The sequence below is a fragment of the Streptomyces shenzhenensis genome, from assembly GCF_021462265.1.
GTDB classification, from domain to species: Bacteria; Actinomycetota; Actinomycetes; order Streptomycetales; family Streptomycetaceae; genus Streptomyces; species Streptomyces shenzhenensis.
The window spans coordinates 94992-117380 of sequence record NZ_JAJONF010000009.1; the positions used below are offsets into that span (position 1 = coordinate 94992).

Consider the following 22389-nt stretch of genomic DNA (forward strand, 5'->3'; position numbering starts at 1 on the left):
CCGTCGTGGCCGGCGCCTCGCCGTAGGGGTGCGGTGCGTGGCCGGGTGCGGTGCCGTCGTGGCTTGTCGCGCAGTTCCCCGCGCCCCTGACGGGGCGCTTGAGCCGGGCGGGGTGACGAGGGACCGTCGCTGGTCGCGCCCGCGCGGCGGTAGCCGCCTATTCGACACAGCCCCGCGCCCCTTTCGGGGCGCTTGAGCCGGGCGGGGTTACGAGGCACGGTGTCAGCGGCGGGTTTCGATCTTCAGGTTTCCCGCGGTCACGTTGCGGATGTGATCGCTGGCGAGCATGTCGTGCGGAAAGCCGAGTCCGATCGCGCCGGCCTCGTCGAGGCGGGCCAGTTGGGAGTCGGTGAAGTCGACCTCCAGGGCGCCCAGATTGTCCTCCAGCTGCGCGGGGGTGCGGGCGCCGATGATCGGTGCCGTCACGCCCGGTTTCCGCAGGGTCCAGGCCAGCGCGACCTGGGCGGGGGTGCGGCCCAGCTCCGTGGCGACATCCTTCACGGCGTCGGCGATGGAGAGGTTACGTTCGGTGAGCGTACCCAAGGCGAGGTTGAAGCTCCTGCGGGTGCCGTCATCGCGCGCGACGTGCGTCGCGGTCAGGTCGTCGCGGCTGTACTTGCCGGTGAGCACCCCACCGGCCAGGGGGGAATACGGAACTACGCCCAGTCCCATCTCCTGTGCCATGGGAATCAGGTCACGTTCCCCGGTGCGCTCGATCAGGTTGTATTCGATCTGCAGCGCGATCAGCGGCGACCAGCCGCGCAGGTCGGCGATCGTCTGCATGCGCGACACCTGCCAGGCCGGCGCATTGCAGATCGCCACGTACAGGATCTTGCCCTGCCGGACCAGATCATCCATGCCGCGCAGAATCTCCTCGACCGGTGTCGTGAAGTCCCACACGTGCAGGTAGAGCAGATCGAGGTAGTCCGTATCGAGCTGTCGCAGACTCGCCTCCACCGAGGCGAACAGGCTCTTGCGGTGACCGCCCGCGGAATTCGGGTCGCCGGGCCGGCGCAGCGTCGTGTATTTCGTCGCCAGCACCAGGGTGTCACGCCGGTCGCGGGCGAATTCGCCCAGCAGGCGCTCAGAGCTGCCGTCGGTGTAGGTGTTGGCGGTGTCGACGAAGTTGCCGCCTCGCTCCACGTAGAGGTCGAACAGCTTGCGTGCCTCGTCCTGCTCGGCGCCCCATCCCCAGTCGGTGCCGAAGGTCGCCGCGCCCAGCGCCAGCGGTGAGACCCTCAGCCCGGAGCGGCCCAGCAGCCGGTAGGTGTCGAGGGTGAGCGGCATCGTGTCCTCCTGTGCTCGTGATCGGTTGCCGGGAACAAGACTGTGACCGCCGCGCGCCCCGGGTAAGGGAAAGAGGTTCCTGGGAACGCCACTCCCACCCTGGCTGTTGGGAACGGACATGACGCCCCACACCGTGGACACCACACAGGAGCTGGCCGCGTTCCTGCGGGCCCGCCGCGAACGGCTGAACCCGGACGATCTCGGTCTGCCGTCGCGCCGCCAGGCCCGGCGGACCCCGGGACTGCGCCGCGAGGAGGTCGCCGAACTGGCCGGGGTCAGCGTCGACTACATCGTGCGGCTGGAACAGGGGCGCGGGCTGCGGCCCTCGGCAGACGTGGTGGAGGCGCTGGCCCGGGCGCTGCGTCTGGCCCCCGTCGAACGCCTCTACCTCTTCAACCTGGCCCAGCAGCGTCCGCGCGACGCCGGCGAGCCCGCCACCACCGCGGCGTCGCCGCTGACCCGGCTGGTCGCCGACCTGTCCCCGCTGCCGGCCATGCTGACGAACCACCGCTACGACATCCTGGCCTGGAACCGCGAAATGACCCGACTGCTCATGGATTTCGGCACCCTGCCGCCGTCACGGCGCAATGCGATGTGGCTGTGTCTGATGCATCCGGAGATACGCGAGTTCTACCTCGACCGGGAACGCGTCGTCCGGGAGGGAATCGCCCACCTGCGCGGTGCGTGGGCCGCGCATCCGGAGGACCGGGCGTTGACCGGCCTCATCGCCGAATTCATGACGCACGACGAGAATTTCGCACGGTTGTGGGACGAGCGGGATATCAAGGTCAATGGGCGCGGGAGCAAGGCGCTGCGGCATCCTGACGCCGGTGTGCTCACGGTGCGTTTCGAAGTGCTCGTGCCGCTCGAGGATCCGGGCCAGCGGTTGGTGATCTTCCGCGCCGCGGACGACGAGACCCAGCTGGCTCTGGACCGGTTGTACGCACGGTGACGCCGGTCTGTCCACTCCCCCGTCGAGGGCGAGTTGGACAGACCGGCACTTGCCGCGGCGCCGGGGCGCACCCGCTCCGGCCGCGCGGATTCCGGCTGACTGCCTGCGCCGGTCAGGACACGTCGCGGACGGTGTTGCGAAGCGTCCCGAGTCTGCTGACTTCGACTTCGACGACGTCACCGTCGACGACGAATCCCCGCGGCTCCATGAAGAGCCCGACACCGCCCGGCGTACCGGTGACGATGACGTCGCCGGGGGAAAGCGGCGTGAACGCGGTGACGTACTCGATGACCGACGGAATGTCGTTGATCAGGTCGGCGACCTTGCCGCGCTGGCGTACCTCACCGTTGACCCGGGTCGTCAGTTCGAGTTCGGTGACATCGCCGACCTCGCCGGCCGTCACCAGACACGGGCCGAAGCCACCGGTCCCCGGCCAGGTCTTGCCGGGCAGCCACTGACTGGCGGCGAGCTGCCAGTCGCGCACCGAGAAGTCGTTGTACACCGCGTAGCCGGCGACGTGGTCGTAGGCCTCGGCCTTGGAGACCCGGTGCGCGGGCCTGGAGATGACGAGCGCCACCTCGCCCTCGTAGTCGAACTGCGCGGAGTGCACCGGCTTGAGGGCGTCCCCGCCATGGCCCATCTGGCTGTCGGCGTAGCGGGCGAAGACGACCGGGGCCTGCGGAGCCGCCTTGCCGATCTCGTCCCGGTGGGTGCGGTAGTTGACCCCGATGCAGATGATCTTGCCGGGCTCCGGGATGACCGGGGCGAGCCGCACCTCGCTGAGCGCCACCGGGCGGTCGGTGTAGTGCGCCAGGGAATCGAGGGCACCGGCCGCGATGGCCTCGGCGAGCGAGGGCGCTGTCGGGGTCGCGTCATAGACGGTCCCGCCGTCGAGACGCCCCCAGGCGATGCTGTGGTCGGCGCGGTAATAGCTGACGAACTTGGTCATCGGGTGTTCCTGTTCAGCGGTGGGCTCGGCAGTGGGCGGGAGTACGGGATTCGGGAGGACGGATCCGTTCGTCGGGAGCGGTCGTCGACGTAGTCGCGGAGGTGCTCGACGACGCGTTGCTCGCCGGCCGCGTCGAAGACCGCCGCGACGTAGCGGTCGGGACGTACCGCGACGAAGACCGGGAGGGTGCCGGCGCCGGAGGTGAGCGCCGCGGTGGTCTCGACGACCGTGCCGTCGGCCGGTGGGGCCGGCTCGTCGCCCGGCGCGCGGATGCACAGTCGCCGCGCGCCGATCGCGTCCCAGTACGCGTCGACCGCCGCGTCGGGCGGACCTCCGATCTGCAGCAGCGCCCACCCGCTGCCGAGGTGGGCGTCGAGTCCGCGTTCGGCGCCGGAGGCGTCGAGTCCGCGTTCGGCGCCGGAGGCGTCGCGTACGACCGGTTGGCTCAGGGCGCGGCCCACGGTCACGGTGTCGAGGGTGGCGCCGCGGGGCGCGACGGCGACTCCGGCGGTGTAGTCGGGTGGTGCGACGAAGCGCATGTCGGCGAGGAATTCGCGTACCCGGGGGATCAGACCGACCGTGCGGACGACGGTGTCGCGTACGCGCGTGACCACGGGGTGGGTCGCCATGACCACCGCGCCGATGCGGCCCGAGACCGTCACCATCGCGGCCGCGTGGGTGCGGCGCTCGACCTCGTACGAGTCCAGCAGCCGGACGGTCGCGTTGCCGGTGACCGCCTCGATCAGCTTCCAGGTGAGGTTGGTCGCGTCACGGACACCGGCGTTCAGGCCCTGGCCGGCGAACGGCGGCATCAGGTGCGCGGCGTCACCGACGAGGAACGCGCGCCCCGCGCGGTACGTCCGCGCGACACGCTGGTGCGCGACGTACACGGCGGCGCGGCGCACGTCGTCCGGCGTCAGCTCGTCCCGGAAGCGCGGCACGACCAGCTCGCGGATCCGCTCCGGCGTCGTCATCTCCTCGGGGTCCTCGTCGTCGAAGAGCATGAACTCGATCCGCAGGCGCCCCTTGACGCCGGGCACGAGCACGTACGGCCGCTTCCCGTCGCCGTGGAACTCGGCGAACGGGTCCCGCGCGCGGGGCTCGTCGATCAGGTCGACGACGATCCACCGCTGCGGCTGGGTGGTACCGGCCAGATCGATCCCGGCGGCCTGGCGGACGAAGCTGCGTCCGCCGTCGGCGCCGATCAGCCAGTCGCCGGTCAGAGTCCGCGTCTTCCCGCCTGTCGTCACGGTCACGCCGACCCCGTCACCGTCCTGGGTGATCGCGGTCACCTCGGCGCCGCGCAGGAACTCCAGCCCCTCGTGCGCGACCGCCCGGTCCCACAGCAGCCGCTCCAGGACCGGCTGGTCGAACTGGGTCTTGGCGGGATGCCCCAGCCGCGACGCGACCGGCCTGGCCTCGAGCAGGAGGCGGTCCCCGAGCCCGAAGTAGCGGCTGCCGGTGTCGAGCAGGGACTCGGCCTTGAGCGCGTCGGCCACACCGAGCTGTTCGAGGGTGCGGAACGACTCGTCCTGGAGGCTGATCGCGCGGGGCAGGTCGCCCGGCCCGGTCTCCTTCTCCACGAGCGTGGTACGCACCCCCGCGTCGGCGAGCAGGAGAGCGGCGACGAGCCCGGCCGGACCGGCACCCACCACGAGCACGTCACGCCGCGCCGTCACGACGTCGCCTCATGCCGTGGGCGGAGCGTGAAGTCGGTGTCGAAGTCGGCGCCCCGTGTCAGCTTCCAGTACTCCAGATGGCCGTACGGCCATACCTGCGAGACCCGGCCGCGGGAGTTCTTGTACCAGGTGCGCACCTGCGGCTGCCCCCACGCCCGCGAGGCGTTGCCCCGGTCGACCCACGCGCGGAAGCGGTCCAGGGTCTCCTGCCCGACCTCGATCGACGCCGCCCCGCGGCGCAGCAGCTGGTGTATCGCCTCGGTGGTGAACTCGACCCCGCACTCGATCATGAAGTGGAACTGGCCGTGCACCACGTAGTTCGTGTTGGGTCCCTGGATGAGGAAGAGATTCGGGAAGCCGGGCACGGATATGCCGGCCCAGGCCGTCGCATCACCGTTCCAGTGCTCCTTGAGGGTCTGTCCGGACGGCCCGGTGACCACGATCGGGTCGAGGTAGTCGGACGCCCTGAACCCGGTCGCGTAGATCACGAGGTCGGCCGGGTGGTGTTCCCCGTCGGCGGTGACGATGCCGCCGGGCGTGAACCGCTCGATCGGGGAGGTGACGACCTCGGCGTGCTCCCGGTGCAGCGCACGCGCCCACACGCCGTTGTCGCGGAGCATACGCTTGCCGCCGGGGGGATACGCCGGCACGACGACATCGAGCATCTCGGGACGGTCCGCCCACTGCTCGCGCATGATCGCGGTGAGTGCCTCACGCACCCGCAGGTTGGTCGCCGACACCGAGTCGGTGCGGTCCCACTCCGGGTCGACCTCGACGGTGTGCAGCCGTCCGGTGCGCGCGCCCCAGAACGTCTGGAAGCGGAACCACTGTCCGTAGTGCGGGACGTGCTCGCTGAGCCAGGCCAGGGCCGGCGGTGTCGGGTCGTGGTAGTTCGGGGCGGGAACCGTCCACGGTCCGGACCGCTGGAAGACATCGAGGTGGGCGACGCGGTCGATGATGCTCGGGACGATCTGGTAGGCGCTGGCGCCGGTGCCGACCACCGCGACGCGCTTCCCGGTCAGGTCCACGTCGTGGTCCCACCGTGCGGAGTGCATCCGCACGCCGCCGAAGCCGTCCTGGCCGGGGATCTCCGGGATGTTCGGCTTCTCCAGCTGCCCGGTGGCGGCGACGACGGCGTGGAACCGCCGGTGCTGCTCGGCTCCGTCGTGCCGTACCAGGACCTCCCAGGTGGCCGATGCCTCGTCCCAGGTCATCGAGACGACCTCGGTGCCGAACTCGATGTGCTCGCGCAGCTCGGCGCGATCGACGATCTCGACGGCGTACGCCTCGATCTCCGCGCCCTCGGCGTACGCGTCGGGCCAGTCGGCCCGCTGCGCGAAGGAGAAGCTGTAGCCGAAGGTCGGGGTGTCGAGGCGTACGCCCGGGTAGGTGTTGGCCCACCAGGTGCCGCCGACCTCGGGGTGCTTCTCGAACGCGACGAACCGTACGCCCGCCTGCTTGAGCCGGTACATCGCCGCGATGCCGCTCATCCCGGTGCCGATGACGGCGACCTCGAAGTCGCGGTCGGGTGCGACCTCGTCGACGTGCCAGGCCGGTGCTCCCGGACGCCGCGCGACCAGGTCGAGCTCGTGCATCATCAGTGCCGCGTCCTCGGCACTCGCCCCGCCGGTGATGAAGTCGACGACGGTGCGTGCTTCCTCGGGGTCCAGCAGACGGGGCCGGGTGAGCCCCTCGTCGCGTACGCGCTTGAGCGCGGACAGCGCGAGCTCACGCGCACGCGCCTGCGCGGCCTCGCCCATGCCGCCGTGCGGGGGCTGGGTCGTGTCGACGGGGGGAAGCGGGGGGCGGAGCTCCGCCGGGATCAGCGAGTGATCTCCGGTCAGTGCCGCCAGCGCCGTGAGCAGCGACGGCAGGTCGGCCTCCGCGACGACGCGTTCGAGGAAGGCGTCGTCCTCCGTGACGGGCGGGTACTCGTCGCGCCAGTACACGTCGTCGATCCGGGCGGCCTCGCTCGGGTCGGTCATCGGCTCTCCATCGTGTTCGGGCGTGTTCGGGCGTGTCCGGGGTCTCTCGGGGACATGCCGGGATCACGCGATGCGGGCGGCCTCGAAGACCTTGCCGAGTACGCCGTCGAGTTCCTGGGCGAGGCACTCGGCGGCGATCACATGGTCGGGGCGGACGACGACGGCGCCGACCGGGCGTGCGTCGAACCAGGCCCGCAGGCTCGACTCGCCGCCGAGGTCGCCGACGAGGGTGATGCCGGGTGCGGCCTGCTTGCGCGCCCACGGCAGCTGCGTTTCCGGGACCACCTGCACGAAGCGGGCGCCGAGGCGATCGAGCACGGCGCGCCGCCGTGCCGACAGGAAGGCCGTCGGGTCGTTGTTCCAGGTGATCACACGCCAGCCCTGCCCGGTGGCCTCGTCGAGCAGCATCTCCGCACCGTCCGCGTCGGTGGCCGGCGGCTGCGGGAAGATCGAGCCGGCGAGCCGCGGCACGTCGCGGGCCGGCAGCGTCTTGAACGCGGGCAGCGGCGTGTGGACCACGACGCCCCGGTCGAACCTGGGCTGGGGCTTGAATGCCTGCCGCTTCTGGGCCTCCCGCTCCTCGGGGGTGCGGTTGGCGGCGATCCGGTCGCGCTCGGCGGCCTTGACCGGATCGTGGTCGGTCATCTCCTTCGCCATTCCGAGGGAGACGGCCACCATCTGCGTGACGTGGCCGAGCCGTTCGGTCTCGTACGTGTCCAGCAGGCCGTCCGCGCAGAGGCCCTTGACGACGGCGGCCAGCTTCCAGCCGAGGTTGAAGGCGTCGCGGATCCCGGAGTTCCAGCCCTGGCCGCCGACGACCGGCATGACATGGGCGGCGTCGCCGGCGAGGAAGATCCGCCCGTGGCGGAACCGCCCCGCGATGCGGGCGTGGTGCCGGTAGACGCGGCGGCGGATGATGTCCAGCCCGGCCGGGTCCGGCACATGCGGTGCCAGCAGGCCGAAGACGAACTCGTCGCTGTCGACGAGGTCGGCGGCCTCGTGCTCGAAGAGCGTGAACTCCCAGCGCCTGATGCCGTGGGGCAGGGCGATGGAGGCGTAGCTGCGGGCCGGGTCCCCGCCGAAGACGGCGTGGGGCGTGCCGATCGGGTCGTTGGCGACGTCGATCACGATGCCGTCGGACGGCCGGGTCTCGCCCTCGAACGAGATGCCCAGGCGCTTGCGGGTGGGCGAGGCCCCGCCCTCGGCGGCGACGGCGTACAGCGCGCGCACCGTCTCGCCGTTCGCCAGGGTGGCGACCACGCCGTCCTGGTCCTCGGCCAGGTCGGTGACCTCGGCGCCGAAGCGCGCGGTGGCGTTCGGGAAGCGGTCGAGGCCGGCGAGCAGCACCTGGTCGACCAGTGGCTGCACGAAGCCGTTGCGGCGCGGCCAGCCGAACTCCCGTGTCGTCGGGTTGACTTCGGAGAGGATCATCCGGTCCCCGTTGACCATGTAGATCTTCTGGTCGGGGATGGTGTGGGGGAGCACTTCGTCGACGAGGCCGGCGGTCTGCATGGCGCGCAGTGCCTCGTCGTCGATGCCGACGGCCCGCGGGTAGTCGATGAGTTCGTGCTCCCGCTCGACGACGAGGACGTCGACGCCCTGCTGCCCGAGCAGGTTGGCCAGGGTCAGGCCGACGGGGCCGGCGCCGACGACGAGGACGTCGCAAGCGGTGGTCATGAGGTGCTCCCGGTGGATCGTGCCGCCTTCAGCGCGGCGATGGTGTCGCCGAACGCGCGGTTCAGCAGGACGAGATCGATGCCGAGGGCCACGTAGTCGACGAGGCCCTCGGCGAACAGGCCGGCCGTGTACTCCGGCCGGCCGGAGTAGATGCCGAGGGTGACGCCGTGCGCGGTCGTCACCTCACGCAGGTACGCGATCGCCTCGCGCACGGGGCCGTCCGCCCAGTCGCCGCGTCCGGGCATGCCGTAGGAGACGGCCAGGTCGGCCGGCCCGATGTAGACGGAGTCCAGACCCGGCGTGGAGACGATCTCCTCGGCACGGTCGAGACCGGCCTTCGTCTCGATCTGGGCGATGGCGGACACCGCGCGGTTGCCAGCCTCGGTGTACGAGTCAGCGGGGTCGCCCGGGTCGGCCGGGTAGAGCGCGGGCCTGGACGGGCCCAGGCTGCGGTTGCCGGCCGGCGGGTACTTGGTGGCGGCGACCAGAGCCTCGGTCTGGGACCGGGACTCGACGGTGGGCGCGATGATGCCGCGGGCCCCGCTGTCGAGCAGCCGCAGGACGGGGGCGGCGTCCAGCGAGCCCACCCGCGCGTACGCGTACGCGTTGTCCCGCGGGAGCGAGCGCAGGATCCCGCAGGCCGCGTCGAGCCCCAGCTCACCATGCTGGAGGTCGAGGACCACCCCGTCGTAGCCGGCGGCGGCCGCCCACTCCGGCATCGAGAAGGACGGCACCGACTGGTGGTACAGGACCGGGTTCACGCTGCCGAGGGCTGCCCGCTTCACTGCGCCGGCCCCTCTCGCCCGGCCAGCCGCGCGGCGTGCGCCGCGGCCGCCCGGCCGCCGAAGACCGGCACGATCTCACGGCGGGAGAACAGCCACCGGCCGTCGACCTTCCGGTACCGCTCGCGGAACTCACCGACCGAGGCGGGCTGCGTCTGCGGCTCGTTGGTGTCGCGGAAGGTGAGGTACTGCACCGTTCCCTCGACCTCCTCGTCGGCGCGCACGAGGCGGATCCCGCCGATGAAGTGGCGGCCGACGACGTCGGTCTGCCGGGCGCGCCTGGCACCCCAGGCCTTCATGGCCTCGCGGTCCATCTCCCCCATCGGGCCGATGGAGACGCCGTCCTCGGTGTACAGCTCCCAGGTGGTGTCCGCCTGGTTGTGGTCGAGGCGGTAGAGCATCTCCGCGATGAGCGCTTCGATCTCGACGCGGGTGGTCGCGTCGACGGGACGGTAGTCACTCATGGGTCACTCAGCCTTTCGAGTCGGCGGTCGCGACGACGCGGCCGAGTCCGGTGATGGTGGCGACGCACTCGACGTCGGCGGGCCACGGCTCGATGTAGCCGACGGACCCGGACAGCAGCACCTCGCCGGCGCGCAGCGGCTCGCCGGTGCGGATCGCGGTTCCGGCCAGCCAGATCACCGCGTTGACCGGGTCCTCGAGCACATTGCTGCCGACGCCCCGGGTGATCTCGGTGCCACCGCCCGTGATGACCATCTCGACCTTGGTCAGGTCGACCTCGCCGTACGGGTGCCGCTCCTCGCCGAGGACGATGCCGCTGCAGCCGGCGTTGTCGGCGATGGTGTCGACGATCTGCCCGACCGATCCGTCGTAGCGGAAGTCGACGACCTCGAACGCGGGGGTCACGTAGTCGATCGCGGCCTCGACGGCCTCGCGGGTGGCCTCGAGGATGTCGGCCTTCAGCACGAAGGCGACCTCGGCCTCGATCAGCAGGCGGTTGTACCTGGACAGCGGGAGGCGGGTGCCCGAGGCGTGCACCATGTCGTCGTGGATGATCCCGTAGTCGGGCTCCTCGATTCCCACGCGCCGCTGTACGAGGTGATTGGTCAGGCCGACCTTGCGGCCCACCCGCCGCACGCCCAGCTCGCGCTCGCGGAGGGCGGCGAACTCGGCGGAGATCGCGTAGGCCGCGTCGAGATCGCGCTCGGGGAGCCGGGGGCTCACGTACGGCACGGTGTACACGTCGCGTTTCGCCTCGAACAGCTCGCGCGCGATCCGGTTGACGGTTTCCTGGGGGACGCTCACTCCGGTCCTTTCATCAGGCATGTTTCGCCAGGCATGTTTCGTCAGGCCTGCTTCCTCAGCAGTGGTTCTTCAGAGGTGCTTCTTCAGAGGTGCTTCTTCAGAGGTGCTTCTTCAGGAAGGCGACCGCCGCGGCGTTGAACTCCGCGGCGCCCTCCCACTGCGGCCAGTGCGCGGCGCCGCGGACCAGCAGGTACTCGCCGTCGGGGATCAGGGCGCACAGGCGCGCGCCCTCGGCCTCGTCGCCGGTCGGTTCGTTGTCGGTCCACACCATGAGGGCCGGGACCGGGAGCGCCGCGAAGTCGTCGTCCGTCACCTGGTTGCGCCGGCGCCGCTCCGGCTCCCGCAGCGCGGAGACGTTCGCCATGCTGAACCCTTCGCGGGCGTAGATCGCCTGGCGGACGCGGACGAGCTCGTCGGTGATGTGGTCCGGGTCGTGGATCACGACCTGCAGGCGCTTCTTCACGTTCTCGAAGGTCGGTTCGCTCACCGCGTGGGCGCTCACCGACTGGGTACGGTCCAGCCGCGACTCCCCAACCATCCGCCCGCCCGGGGCGGACAGGATCACCGTGCGCAGCCGGTCGGGGTGCTTGGGCGCGAACTTCAGCGCGAGCCAGCCGCCGAGCGACTCACCGGCGAGGTGCACGCGCTGCAGCTCCAGTGCGTCGAGCAGCGCGAGCAGGTGCTCCTCGTAGTCGCGGATCTCCAGCGGATGGTCGGACAGCGAGGTGTATCCGTGGCCCGGGTAGTCGTAGCCGATCACTCGGAAGCCCGCCTCGACGAACGCGCGGACGTTCTGCGTCCACGCCTCGATGTGGCCGCTGGTGCCGCTGGCGAGCACGACCGTCTGCGCGTCGGGAGCCGCTCCTTCGAAGTCGAGGACTCGGGTGCGGTAGCCGCCCGCGTCCACGTACCGCAGCGTGTGCGCCAGGTCCGCGATCTCCTCCCAGAAGGTCGCGAAGTGCGTCCTTCCCGCCTGGCTGGGGTTTCCTGCCCGGCTCATGCGGTCACCGCCGCCTGGATGGCGAAGCCGGCGCCCCACTTCTCCACCGCCCAGTAGTGGTCGACGGCGAAGCGGTACGGGCCGTCGGTCGACAGCGCCGCGTAGGCGGCGATCCAGCTGCGCATCTCGTGCGCGGCCGAGCCGCCCTCCGCCATGAACCAGCCGTTCTCCCAGGCGTCGACCGGGGCGAGGTCGCCGGAGCGGAGCACGTCGAGGACGAGGGTGTCCCACTCCTCGTTCAGCGGGTCGCTCGGCGCCTTGCCGTCGGCGATCGCCTGGATGCCCTTGACGATCATCTGTTCACGCTCGTGGCGCTCCTCGGGCGAGGGCGCGTACGAGACCAGGCGCTCGTGCACGGTGTCGGGGGCACCGTCCCAGCGCGGGATCGGCGGGCTGTGGGAGATGCCGCCCGAGGCGAAGAACAGCACCTTCTTGTCCATCGCCCGGGCGGCCCGGCCGAACGCCTCGCCCAGCAGCCGCACCCGCCGCATCGGGGAGAGCGGCAGGCCGATCGCGTTCACGAACACGGGCACGATCGGCTGGGTGAAGCCCTTCCCGAACACGAAGTCCAGGGGCTGGACCACGCCGTGGTCGACCTTCATCCGCTCGCTGCGGCCGATGTCGATGCCCTCGGCCAGCACTGCCGCGTGGAAGGCGCGGGCAGCGGCGCCGTCGACGGGGAGCGGCCCCGCTGTGGTGCCGTAGTCACCGACGCCTTCGGCCGCCGCACCGACAGCCCACGGGGTCATCAGCGAGTACAGCTGCCCGTTGAAGTGATCGGGTCCGAAGACCACGACCAGGTCGGGGCCGTAGTCGGCGACGAACCGTGCGACCTCGTCGATGGCGGCGTTGATCTCGGCGAACGTGTCCCCGCCGGGATCGACGTTGCCGAAGGAGGGCGCGTGGGAGAGCGCTGCGACGGCCAGTGGCATGGCGGTGGTTCCCCTTGCTCGGAGTGTTTCTCGGAAGTGGTGGACGGCGCTTACGCGGACTTGGCGGCGAGCGTGGGCTGCGGCTGGGCGTCCTGTCCGTCGGAGCGGCGCCCCAGGCCCAGGTGCAGGGCCAGGACGCAGAGGCCGGCGACGAGCATGGGCAGCGCGAAGACGGTGAAGGCCGCCCCCATCCCCATGCCGGCGTCGAAGGCCGCGCCGCCGACGATCGGCGCCGCGATGCCGCCGAACCGGCCGAAGCCGATGACGACGCCGAATCCGGTCGAGCGGGCCAGGGTCGGGTACAGCGTCGGGACGATCGCGTAGAAGGCGGCGGTGCCCGCGCAGAGGAAGAACGACGCCAGGAAGAGGGTCCACCAGGCGGTCGGCATCCCCGGCCCCGCGATGCCGAACAGCGACAGGGCGGCGGTGGCCAGGACCAGGAAGACCGGCGTGAGGAGGCGGACGTTGAACTTGCCGCCGAGGTAGCCGAAGAGCACGTTGCCGAGGATGCCGCCGATGCTGAAGGCGGCGACGAGCTGCGGGGCGAGCGCGGGGTTGTGGTTGGCGTCCGCGACGGTGCTCGGCGCCCAGTTCGTCATGAAGTAGAAGCTGAGCATGTACGCGAGGTATCCGACCATCATCAGCAGCGTGTAGAAGCCGGTCCGGCCGGTGAACACGGTGCGCAGCGAGCCCTTCGCCCTGACGGCCGTCGGGTCCGGCTCCGGGTGCGCCTCGACCGCGGGGCGGCCCATCTTGGCCAGGAGCGCGTTGAGCCGCGGCAGCGAGTCCGGGCGGCGGTTCTCGGAGAGCCAGGCGAGCGATTCGGGGAGGAAGACGAACGTGGCGACCGCGGCGACCGCGCTCACGGCGAACCCGACCCACCAGCCGAACTGCCAGCCGTGTGCGCCGAGCATCGGGCCCACGATCATGGCGCCGAGCAGCCCGCCGATGTTGATCGCGGCGGCGTAGAGGGCCATCACCAGGGAGTACACGCGCTTGCCCGTGTACTCGGCGAGGACGACGCCGGCCACGGCCACCAGGCAGCCGAGGCCGACGCCGGTGACGACGCGGCTCAGGACGAGGGGCCAGGTTCCGGTCTCCGGTGTCGCGAACGGGCCGATGAACATGCCGACCGCGATCGTCGCGGCGGAAAGGACGCCCATCTTGCGTCTGCCGATGCGATCGGCGAGCGGCGCGACGATGATCGAGCCCACGAGCATGCCGATCAGGGCGCCGGACATGACGAGTCCGAGCTCGGCCTTCGAGACCCCGAAGCCCTTCTCGACGTACGGGGCGGCGAACGACGTGAGCGAGACGTCGTAGCCGTCGAGCACGATCAGGGCGATCGCGACGACGACGGCGCGGATCTGCAGGCCGCTCATCTTCTCTTGAGCGAGATGATCGGTGGTCCTCATGGAGGGCTTCCTGTCTGGGGACAGGGCGGGCACGCGCCATCGCAGGCCCGCCGGGATGAGGTGGAGCGCGCAGCGGGTCGCGTTCCATGAGCGAAATCTAGAAGCAACGTTCTAGAATTGGCATTACGATCGCTAGCGCCCATCACGGTGTCAAGGGCTGGCGCTGGATTTGGTAGAACGAGAGTCCGAAGAGCGAGGGGGACCAATGGCTGCGAAGCGGAAGACCCACCGGGCGTCCGAGGTGTCGAAACGGGCGATCCTCGAGGCGGTGGTCTCGCTGGCGGTCGAGGCCGGGTACGAGGGCACCACCATGGCCGATGTCGCACGTGTGTCCGGTCTGCCGATCGGATCGGTCTACTGGCACTTCCAGAACAAGGAGCAGCTCTTCGTCGAACTGCTCGACTACTGCTGGGAGGTGTGGAAGCAGGCCCACGAGTCCGTCGGCGGCATGCGTGAGCTGCTACGACGCAGCATCACCGAGTCGGCGGCAGCCTCCGCGAGCCTGGCGGAACCGGCCGCCGCGTTCTGGAGCATCGGCCTCGTCTTCGCGTTCGAACGGCGCTTGGAGGACAACCTCGCCCGGCAGCGGTACCTCGCCATCCGGGAGGAGATGTTCCAGTTCGTCATCGCCCGGCTGCGGACCTCGTACCGGGAGGTGCCGGAGGACGTCGCGACCGAACTGGCGCACGACATGGCCGTCATGGGGCGCGCGCTCACCGACGGCTTCCGGGTGGCCGCGGCCGCCGGCGACGACACCGACTTCGCCCGGTACGCCGAGCTGGCCGCCGACGCGCTCGAGTCCCTGGTCGCCACCCGCCTGAAGGAGTACGCGCGTGCCTGAGACCCCCTCGTCCGCTGCCGGGAAGGTCGCGATCGTCGTCGGTGGCGGATCCGGAATCGGCGCCGCGTGCGTGCGGGAGTTCGCCGCGAACGGCTACCGGGTGGTCGCGATGTCGCCGTCGGGCCGGGCCCGGGCCCTGGCCACATCGCTCGGGGGTGCCGGTCTGGACGGCTCGAACACCAGCGTCGCGGACCTCGGGGCGTGCGTCGACCTCGCGGTGTCGCGGTACGGCCGGGTCGACGCGGTCGTCAACAGCAGCGGTCACGCGGCGCGCGGCCCGGTGCTCGAGATCACCGACGAGCAGTGGTCCGAGGGCGTCGACCTCTACCTGCTGAACGTCGTGCGCATGGCCCGCCTCGTGACACCCCAGCTGATCGCCTCCGGCGGCGGCGCGATCGTGAACATCTCCACCGCGGGCGTCTTCGAACCCGGCCCGATGTTCCCCGTGTCGGTGACGATGCGGGCGGCGCTGGCCTCCTTCACCAAGCTGTACGCCAACGAGTACGGCCCGCAGGGCATCCGGATGAACAACGTCCTCACCGGGCTGACCAAGGACGACCCCGGCACCGTCCCGCCCGACTGGACGAGCGGCATCCCGCTGCGCCGAGCGCAGAGCACCGCGGAGGCCGCCCGGATCGTACGCTTCCTGGCCGGCGAGGAGTCGGCCTACATGACCGGCCAGAACCTCCGCGTCGACGGTGGAGAGACCAAGTCGGTCTGAGGCTCACCCACTGCGTGAACCCCGCCCGTCACCCGACCGTGCAGCCGTCCCCCCGCCGTGCACGCGTGATCGATGCGCCCTTGCGCGGCTGGGCGCATCGTCGAGTCCGCGGGGCGGTATGACGGCATCCGGCCTGGCTAGCCCTCGTCGAGCTTGCTGACCAGGCCGCGCAGCACCGGCCCGTACTCGGGGTGGGCGAGGGCGAAGGCCATCTGGGCGACGAGGTAGTCGGCCGGGTTGCCGGTGTCGTACCAGCGGCCCTGGATGACCTGCCCGTACACGGCCCGGCTGGCGGCGTAGGCGTTGATGGCGTCGGTCAGGTACACCTCGCCGGTCCGGTGCTCGTACCAGCGGCGGGTCTGCTCGCGCAGCTCGTCGATGATGCCGGGGGTGACGACGTAGCCGCCGATGGCCGCGTACGGCGACGGCGCGTCGGCCGGCGCGGGCTTCTCGACCAGGCCGGTGATGCGCAACTGGCCGTCGCCGAGGTCCTCCTTGACTATGGGCACGCCGTAGCGCTGGGAGTCGGCGGGGTCCATGGGCAGCAGGGCCAGCACCGGGCAGCCGGTCTGCTCGTAGGCGCGGATCAGCTGCTGGGCGCGGGGCACCTCGGCGACGAACACGTCGTCGGGCCAGAGCACGAGGACGGGCTCGTTGCCGAAGGAGCGGGCGGCGTTCAGCACGGGGGTGCCGTTGCCGTACGGGCCGTACTGGTCGAGGTAGGTGATGTGTCCCTTGCGGGCCAGCTCGGCGACCTCCTCGACGGCGTCCGCGTAGGCGGTCTTCCCGTCGCCGCGAAGCTGCTCGACGAGGGCCGGGTTGGGCCGGAAATGGTCCTGGATCAGGCTCTTCCCGCCCGAGACGACGATGGTGATGTCGGTGATCCCGGAGTCCACCAGCTCGCGCACGGTGTGCTCGATCACCGGTTTGTCACCGACCGGGAGCATCTCCTTCGGCGTGGCCTTGGTCAGGGGCAGCAGGCGGGAGCCCAGCCCGGCGGCGGGGATCACGGCCCTGCGGATCGTCGGGGACATCAGGCCTCTCTCGGTCGGACGGCATGCGGTGCACGAGGTACCGGGACGCTATCAACGCGGACTGTGCCGCCGGGAAACGTGGGCTGCCGGGGACACTTCGTCCAGGCGACGCGCGGGTGACGTCTCAGTAGACCACCAGCCGGCCCGAGCTCCGGGGCCGTAGGCGCGGCGATCTCGACCGAGGCCCCCGCGGCCGCGGCCGCCCCGGCCTCCAGCCGGCCGCCGCGGCGGCGGTCAGCACCCTCACGGAGGAGATGACCGAAGGCCCCGCTCAGGGGCTGCGGCGAAGCGGCAGGTCCACCTCGGCCCGTACGGTCTTGCCCGGTGCGCCGTCGCAGTCCCGCTCCAGCACCTCCCACCGATCGGCCAACGCGTCCACGAGCACGAGCCCGCGCCCGCCGGCGTCCAGCGGCCCCGACGGCCGTACCTCCCGGGGGCCGGGCGGCCGCCGTTCGGCCCGGGTGTCGGTGACCTCGATCCGCACGCTCCCCGTCACCGGCGAGAGCCGCAGCTCGAAGTCCCGCCCCGGCACCCGGCCGTGCGTCACGGCGTTCGCGGCCAGCTCCGCGACGATCACCGAGACCTTGTCGATCACCTCCGTCGACGCGAACCGTCCTCCCCACACGTGGAGTTGAGCAACGGCGAGATGGCGCGCGAGCCGGGCACCACGCGGGGTGCAACTCAGCCGCTGGGCGAGTGTTCGACTGACGGTGACGGTGATGGGGGGTGCGTCCATGCCCCCAATCTGGCGCCTGGAACGGCCGGTTCACCAGGTGAGAGCCACGTACGCCGGGCCCGCGTACACGGTCACCGACTGGACCGTACCGGTGACTCGCCGTCACCATGTGGGGCGGGAGGTGGCCTAGGTGGGCGATGGAGTCGAGCCGGAGCCGTCGGACAGTCTGCGGACTTTCGGCGCGGTGGTCCAGGCGTTGCGCGAACACGCGGGGCTGAGCAGGGAGGAGTTCGGGGAGCGGGTGCGGTTCTCGAAACACACGGTGGCGTCGGTGGAGCTGGGGCGCCGCATGCCGGACGAGTCCTTCGTGGAGGCGGCGGAGGACGCGCTCGGAAACACGGGGGCCTTACGGCGGGCGGCGGGGCATGTGGCTCGGCAGCCGGGGTTGGCGGCTTGGTTCCGGCGGTGGGCGCGGATGGAGGCGGCGGCGATCACGCTGTACACCTACGAATGCCGGTTGCTTCCTGGGCTGTTGCAGACGGAGGCGTACGCGCGGACGTTGTTCACGCAGCAGCTTCCGCTGCTGGACGACGAACAGATCGAGGCCCAGTGGGTGGCCCGAGCGGACCGACAGCGACTGCTGCGCGAGCGCCCCAACACGGCGTTCAGCTTCATCCTGGAAGAGGGGGTGTTCCTGCGCCGGACCGGCGGGGCGGAGGTCACCAGGGAACTCATCGACCACGTACTGCGGCTGGCGGAGCTGCGGAACGTCGAGATCCAGGTCATGCCGCAGGTGCAGGAGACGCATGCCGGTTTGGACGGTCCTATGCGACTGCTGGAAACTCCGGAGAACCGCTGGTTCGCGTACTGCGAAGGCCAGGAGAGTGGTCAACTGATCGCTGATCCAAAAGTGGTCAGCATGCTCCAGATGCGGTATGCCAGGATGCGCTCGCAGGCTCACACTATTAGAGACTCAGTCGGCCTGCTGAAGCGGATGCGAGGGGACTTATGACCACCAACCTGGCCTGGTTCAAGAGCAGTTACAGTGGCGGCTCGGGCGACGACTGCATCGAAGTCGCCCTCTCCTGGCACAAGTCCAGCTACAGCAGCAGCGGCTCCGGCGATTGCGTCGAGGTCGCCACCTGCCCCACCAGCATCCACATCCGCGACTCCAAGAACCGCCAGGGCCCCCAACTGGCCCTCTCCCCCGCCGCCTGGGCCGGCTTCCTCGCGTACGCCGGGCGGTGACGACCGCCGGATACCGGTCCGGTCTCACTCGCACATCGGCCGGATGGGGAACCGGCCAAGGGTACGCAAAATGCCCGGCCCCCCTCATTCACGCTCTGAACAGCGTGATTTGATCCCGGTACTGCGAGTCCACCAGGGGGGATCCAGCCATGTCCAGACGTCTCTTCGCCGTGTCCGTGGTCCTGAGCGCCGCCCTCCTCACCTCGTGCTCCGACGGCGGCGGAACGGCACTGGAGGGCGACGCGAAGCACAGCAACCTCGTCGGGTACGAGCACACCCAGATCGGCAAGGAGTACTGGGTGACCATGCCGCAGATGGAGAACACGTCGGGGAAGCCGCTCACCGTCCTCAGCGGGAAGATCGTCCATGTGCCGGCCGGACTGCGCGTCACCGCTTACCGGGTTGTCAGCGACGGCGCCGGCGCCCACCCCTATGGAGTGGTACCCGTAGGCCTCAGGGACGACCACGCCCTCTATCACAAGGGCAGTTCGTTCCGGATCCGGGCGCACACCCTGTCGGACCTGTACTACGAGGCCCGGATCAAGGTGACCGGTGCCGTGCGCGGTGACCTGACCACCTGCCGCTACACGTACCGGCAGGGCTCCGCCACCTACAACCAGGACATCGGCTGCGACACCCGGATCCGCCTCGGCCAGCCCGTCGACTAGTCGTGCGCCTCGGGATCGAAGCCCTCGGGCGCCCGGTCCAGGAACACCGTGACGGAGCTGATCCGGCCGTCCCCGTCGAGGTGCAGGACGTCGGTTCCGGTGGCGAAGGACGTCTCCGCGTCGGCGCCGGTCAGGATCTCCCAGCGGAGCCGGGCCCGGTCGTGGTGGACCTGAGGCTCCTCGCGCAGGCGGAGCGCGACCGTGCCCATGTGGGCGGCGAACTGGTTGCGGAAGTCGATCAGCGCCTGGGTCCCGCTGAGGATTCCGATCTGGGCGCGGTACTCGACGCCGTCGGCGAAGGCGGCTTGTGCGCAGGCGCGCTGCTCGTGCTCGGTGCCGGTGTTCCAGAACCGTACGTACTGGTCGAGCGGTTCGGCGGTCTCGGTCATGGGGAGCGTCCCTTCGCGGTGAAGTGGGCTGTCGGTCAACGACTTTGAAGGGGCGCGGCGCGTGCTGTCGATGACCCGCGAGGTCATTGCCGTGCCCCGCGCCGCCGGGCAGCCTGAGTGTCATGACGACGACCACCATCGAGCCGGTCGGGGTGCTGGTGCGGCGCTGGCGTGAGCGGCGCCGGCGTTCGCAGCTCGACGTGTCGCTCGCCGCCGAGTTGTCGACCCGGCATCTGAGCTGCATCGAGACGGGGCGGGCGAACCCGAGCCGGGACATGATCCGGCGGCTGTGCGACGAGCTCGACGTGCCGCTGCGGGAGCGCAACGCGCTCTATCTGGCGGCCGGCTTCGCCCCGGTGCACCGCGAACGCGCCTACGCCGACCTGGGTGCGGCGCGCTCCGCGGTGGAGGCCGTGCTCGCCGGGCACGAGCCGAATCCGGCGCTCGCCGTCAACGTGCGGTGGGAACTGCTGGCCGCGAACCGCGCCATGGGGCTGTTCCTCGGCGACGTGACGGCGGACGTGGCCGGCCCGCCGCTCAACGTGTTGCGGGCGACCCTGCACCCCGAAGGCCTGTCCGGGCGCATCCGGAACCTCGCGCAGTGGCGTGCCCACGTGCTGCGCCGGGTCCGCCGCCAGCTCGACCGCACGTCGACCGCGGGCCTCGCCGAACTGCTCGCGGAACTGGAGAGCTACCCGGCCCCCGCGACGGACGACGTCCCGGGCGGCGGCTCGCTCCACGACGACCTGGTGGTCCCCCTGCGACTGTCCTCCGACCACGGCGACCTCGCCCTGCTCTACACCACCACGGTGTTCGGTTCCCCGCGGGACGTGACCCTGGACGAGATCGCCATCGAGACGTTCTTCCCGGCGGACGCGCACACGGCGGCTCTGCTGCGGGCGATGGCCGGATGACGGCCCGGGTGCCGGTCTTCCCGCCGGTTCAAGGGGTGGCGTCGCCGAGCCTGTCCCCCGGAGTACTGGTATCGGCGGGATCTGGAACGCGCCGGTCCGGCCGCCGACCATGAAGGCATGGCACATGTACTCGTCACGGGCGGAACCGGGTTTCTGGGTTCCCACACGATCGCGCAGCTCCTGACCGCCGGGCACACCGTCACGACCACGGTGCGCTCCCTGACACGGCGGTCCGGCGCCGAGCGGATGCTCGCCGAGGCCGGGGCCCCGCACGCGGACGGCGTCTCCTGGGTGGAGGCGGATCTGACCTCCGACCGGGGATGGGACCGGGCCGTGGCGGGAGCCGACTACGTCCTGCACGTGGCCTCGCCGTTTCCCGGAGCGCGGCCGAAGAACGAGGACGAGGTGATCGTCCCGGCCCGGGACGGGGCCCTGCGGGTCCTGCGCGCCGCCCGCGCCGCGGGCGTCCGGCGCGTGGTGCTGACCTCCTCCTTCGCAGCGGTGGGCTACGGCCATGGCGCAACCGGACGGAGGTTCGACGAGGACGACTGGACGCGGACCGACGGACCGGGGGTGTCCGCGTACGTCAAGTCCAAGGCGGTCGCCGAACGGGCCGCCTGGGACTTCGTCGGGAGCGAGGGCGACGGCCTGGAGCTGACCGTCGTCAACCCCGTGGGCATCTTCGGGCCGGTCCTCGGACCCGACTACTCCGCGTCCGTCCGTATCATCCACGCGATGCTGACCGGCGGGATGCGGGCCGCGCCGCCGATCTGGACCAACACGGTGGACGTCCGGGACGCGGCCGACCTGCATCTGCGTGCCATGACGGCGCCTGAGGCGGCCGGACAGCGGTACCTGGCGCTCGCGGGCGAGCCGATCTCCTTCCAGCAGATCGCCCTGGCGTTGCGCGCGCGGCTGGGCGAGGCCGCCGCCGAGGCCCCCACCGGCTCGGCCCCGGCCTGGCTGCTGCGCCTGCTGGCCGTGGTCAGCCCGGCGCTGCGGGAGACGGTGCCGCAACTGGGTGTGGTGCGCCGCGCCTCCCACGCGAAGGCCCGCAAGGAGCTGGACTGGTCCCCGCGTTCCAACGAGGACGCCGTCGTGGCCACCGCGGAGAGCCTGGTCCGCCTCGGACTGGTGAGCGGTTAACGTCGAGAGCATGGCGCACGAGACGGCCGACACCCTGGGCGGGTTCCTGCGGGCCCGGCGCGGGCAGATCAGCCCGCAGCAGGCCGGGCTGCCCGCCGGCGAGCGGCGCCGGGTCCCCGGACTGCGGCGCGAGGAGGTCGCCCAGCTCGCCGGCATCAGCCCCGAGTACTACCTGCGCCTGGAGCAGGGCCGCAACCTCAACCCCTCCGACCAGATCCTGACCGCCCTGGCCGCCGCCCTCCAGCTCGACGAGGACGCCGTCGCCTACCTGCACCGCCTCGCCCACCCCGCCCCGCCCGCCCGCAGGCCGCGCGGCCGTGCCCGTACGAACCAGGGCGATCTGCAGCCACTGCTGGACAGCTGGCCGCAGACCCCCGCCTACGCCCAGGGGCCCAGCGGACGGGTCGTCGCCGCGAACCGGCCGGCCGTGCTGCTGTGCCCCTTCTTCGCCGTCGGCCACAACCCGCTGCGGGCCGCCTTCCTCGAACCCGAGATGCGCAGCCTCTACCCGCAGTGGGACGACATGACCGCGAAGGCCGTCTCCGGACTGCGCGCCGTCATCGACATCGACGAGGCCGACCCGGAGCTGCTGGAGACCATCGGCGAACTCACCGTCGCCAGCGAGCGGTTCAGCACGCTGTGGACCCGCCGCGAGGTCCGCCGCCGGGACAGCGGCCGCACCCGGCTGAACCACCCGCTCGTCGGCGAACTCGACCTGCACTACGAGAAGATGGTGCGCCCGCAGACCCGCCAGCTGATCGTCGTCCACTACGCCGACCAGGGCTCCGCCAGCGCCGAGCGCCTGGCACTGCTCAGCAGCCTCTGACC

General features: G+C 71.1%; 23 protein-coding genes and 1 pseudogene. 9 read left to right on the forward strand and 15 right to left on the reverse strand.

The features are described from left to right. Positions 1–222: 222 nt before the first annotated feature. A complete protein-coding gene (locus LQ326_RS14895; protein WP_234536608.1) occupies positions 223–1287 on the reverse strand; it encodes an aldo/keto reductase in 1065 nt (354 codons plus the stop codon). 118 nt (positions 1288–1405) lie between these two features. On the opposite strand from LQ326_RS14895, the gene LQ326_RS14900 reads away from it, so the two are divergent. Beyond that, positions 1406–2239: a helix-turn-helix transcriptional regulator gene (locus tag LQ326_RS14900; RefSeq protein ID WP_234536613.1), complete on the forward strand. Its 834-nt coding sequence runs from the start codon at positions 1406–1408 to the stop codon at positions 2237–2239. A 112-nt stretch (positions 2240–2351) separates the two neighbouring features. Here LQ326_RS14900 and LQ326_RS14905 read toward each other — a convergent pair whose 3' ends face one another. The 11 genes and pseudogenes from LQ326_RS14905 to LQ326_RS14950 all read right to left on the reverse strand — a co-directional run bounded on the left by LQ326_RS14905 (position 2352) and on the right by LQ326_RS14950 (position 13924). After that, a complete protein-coding gene (locus tag LQ326_RS14905) occupies positions 2352–3188 on the reverse strand; it encodes a fumarylacetoacetate hydrolase family protein (RefSeq protein WP_234536616.1) in 837 nt (278 codons plus the stop codon). Continuing rightward, positions 3185–3853 carry a hypothetical protein gene (locus LQ326_RS49210; RefSeq protein ID WP_491074087.1) on the reverse strand — a complete coding sequence of 223 codons (669 nt, stop codon included), beginning with the start codon at positions 3851–3853 and terminating at the stop codon, positions 3185–3187. Before LQ326_RS49210 ends, LQ326_RS14905 begins: the two co-directional genes overlap by 4 nt. 3 nt (positions 3854–3856) lie before the next feature. Beyond that, positions 3857–4867 (reverse strand): annotated as a pseudogene (locus LQ326_RS49215) (FAD-dependent monooxygenase); the annotation flags it as partial. Beyond that, complete coding sequence (locus tag LQ326_RS14915) at positions 4864–6852, reverse strand: flavin-containing monooxygenase (RefSeq protein ID WP_234536622.1); 1989 nt, start codon at positions 6850–6852, stop codon at positions 4864–4866. The pseudogene LQ326_RS49215 and the gene LQ326_RS14915, both read right to left, overlap by 4 nt. Before the next feature lie 63 nt (positions 6853–6915). After that, positions 6916–8529 (reverse strand): bifunctional 3-(3-hydroxy-phenyl)propionate/3-hydroxycinnamic acid hydroxylase MhpA, encoded by a 1614-nt coding sequence (gene mhpA / locus LQ326_RS14920; protein WP_234536624.1) that lies wholly within the window; start codon positions 8527–8529, stop codon positions 6916–6918. Beyond that, complete coding sequence (locus tag LQ326_RS14925; RefSeq protein ID WP_234536627.1) at positions 8526–9314, reverse strand: HpcH/HpaI aldolase family protein; 789 nt, start codon at positions 9312–9314, stop codon at positions 8526–8528. The genes mhpA and LQ326_RS14925 overlap by 4 nt, the downstream gene beginning before the upstream one ends. Then, a complete protein-coding gene (locus LQ326_RS14930; RefSeq protein ID WP_234536629.1) occupies positions 9311–9775 on the reverse strand; it encodes a nuclear transport factor 2 family protein in 465 nt (154 codons plus the stop codon). Before LQ326_RS14930 ends, LQ326_RS14925 begins: the two co-directional genes overlap by 4 nt. Before the next feature lie 7 nt (positions 9776–9782). Continuing rightward, the gene (locus LQ326_RS14935; protein WP_234536632.1) at positions 9783–10577 is read right to left on the reverse strand and encodes a 2-keto-4-pentenoate hydratase; all 795 of its coding nucleotides are present in this window, start codon (positions 10575–10577) and stop codon (positions 9783–9785) included. A gap of 97 nt (positions 10578–10674) precedes the next feature. Beyond that, entirely contained in the window at positions 10675–11577 is a 903-nt protein-coding gene (locus tag LQ326_RS14940) for an alpha/beta fold hydrolase (RefSeq protein WP_234536635.1), read from the reverse strand. Next, positions 11574–12509 carry a 3-carboxyethylcatechol 2,3-dioxygenase gene (locus LQ326_RS14945; RefSeq protein WP_234536637.1) on the reverse strand — a complete coding sequence of 312 codons (936 nt, stop codon included), beginning with the start codon at positions 12507–12509 and terminating at the stop codon, positions 11574–11576. The genes LQ326_RS14940 and LQ326_RS14945 overlap by 4 nt, the downstream gene beginning before the upstream one ends. 50 nt (positions 12510–12559) lie before the next feature. Next, on the reverse strand, positions 12560–13924 hold the full coding sequence (locus tag LQ326_RS14950) for an MFS transporter (RefSeq protein WP_234536639.1): 1365 nt from the start codon (positions 13922–13924) through the stop codon (positions 12560–12562). A gap of 205 nt (positions 13925–14129) precedes the next feature. Here LQ326_RS14950 and LQ326_RS14955 point away from each other — a divergent pair, with 205 nt between their 5' ends. Both LQ326_RS14955 and LQ326_RS14960 read left to right on the forward strand, forming a co-directional pair. Next, positions 14130–14765, forward strand: coding sequence for a TetR/AcrR family transcriptional regulator (locus LQ326_RS14955; RefSeq protein ID WP_234536642.1), 636 nt, complete (start codon positions 14130–14132; stop codon positions 14763–14765). After that, positions 14758–15486: an SDR family oxidoreductase gene (locus LQ326_RS14960; RefSeq protein WP_234536644.1), complete on the forward strand. Its 729-nt coding sequence runs from the start codon at positions 14758–14760 to the stop codon at positions 15484–15486. The genes LQ326_RS14955 and LQ326_RS14960 overlap by 8 nt, the downstream gene beginning before the upstream one ends. A 137-nt stretch (positions 15487–15623) precedes the next feature. Here the strand turns inward: LQ326_RS14960 and LQ326_RS14965 are convergent, their stop codons facing one another. Both LQ326_RS14965 and LQ326_RS14970 read right to left on the reverse strand, forming a co-directional pair. Beyond that, complete coding sequence (locus LQ326_RS14965) at positions 15624–16520, reverse strand: UTP--glucose-1-phosphate uridylyltransferase (RefSeq protein ID WP_234536646.1); 897 nt, start codon at positions 16518–16520, stop codon at positions 15624–15626. A gap of 271 nt (positions 16521–16791) precedes the next feature. Next, positions 16792–17256: an ATP-binding protein gene (locus LQ326_RS14970; RefSeq protein ID WP_234536647.1), complete on the reverse strand. Its 465-nt coding sequence runs from the start codon at positions 17254–17256 to the stop codon at positions 16792–16794. 130 nt (positions 17257–17386) lie between these two features. Between LQ326_RS14970 and LQ326_RS14975 the strand changes: the two genes are divergently transcribed. From LQ326_RS14975 to LQ326_RS14985, 3 genes are all read left to right on the forward strand, one after another. Further along, positions 17387–18208, forward strand: a complete 822-nt coding sequence (locus tag LQ326_RS14975; RefSeq protein WP_234536649.1) for a helix-turn-helix domain-containing protein — start codon at positions 17387–17389, stop codon at positions 18206–18208. Then, a complete protein-coding gene (locus LQ326_RS14980) occupies positions 18205–18444 on the forward strand; it encodes a DUF397 domain-containing protein (RefSeq protein ID WP_234536651.1) in 240 nt (79 codons plus the stop codon). The genes LQ326_RS14975 and LQ326_RS14980 overlap by 4 nt, the downstream gene beginning before the upstream one ends. 149 nt (positions 18445–18593) lie before the next feature. Beyond that, positions 18594–19112 (forward strand): hypothetical protein, encoded by a 519-nt coding sequence (locus LQ326_RS14985; protein WP_234536653.1) that lies wholly within the window; start codon positions 18594–18596, stop codon positions 19110–19112. On the opposite strand, the gene LQ326_RS14990 is transcribed toward LQ326_RS14985, so the two are convergent. Then, complete coding sequence (locus tag LQ326_RS14990; RefSeq protein WP_234536655.1) at positions 19109–19501, reverse strand: isomerase; 393 nt, start codon at positions 19499–19501, stop codon at positions 19109–19111. The two genes, LQ326_RS14985 and LQ326_RS14990, sit on opposite strands and share 4 nt — an antisense overlap. A gap of 122 nt (positions 19502–19623) precedes the next feature. On the opposite strand from LQ326_RS14990, the gene LQ326_RS14995 reads away from it, so the two are divergent. From LQ326_RS14995 to LQ326_RS15005, 3 genes are all read left to right on the forward strand, one after another. Then, the gene (locus LQ326_RS14995; RefSeq protein WP_234536658.1) at positions 19624–20415 is read left to right on the forward strand and encodes a helix-turn-helix domain-containing protein; all 792 of its coding nucleotides are present in this window, start codon (positions 19624–19626) and stop codon (positions 20413–20415) included. Positions 20416–20532: 117 nt separating this feature from the next. Continuing rightward, positions 20533–21561, forward strand: a complete 1029-nt coding sequence (locus LQ326_RS15000; protein ID WP_234536660.1) for an NAD-dependent epimerase/dehydratase family protein — start codon at positions 20533–20535, stop codon at positions 21559–21561. A 10-nt stretch (positions 21562–21571) separates the two neighbouring features. After that, a complete protein-coding gene (locus LQ326_RS15005; RefSeq protein WP_234536663.1) occupies positions 21572–22387 on the forward strand; it encodes a helix-turn-helix domain-containing protein in 816 nt (271 codons plus the stop codon). Positions 22388–22389: the final 2 nt, after the last annotated feature.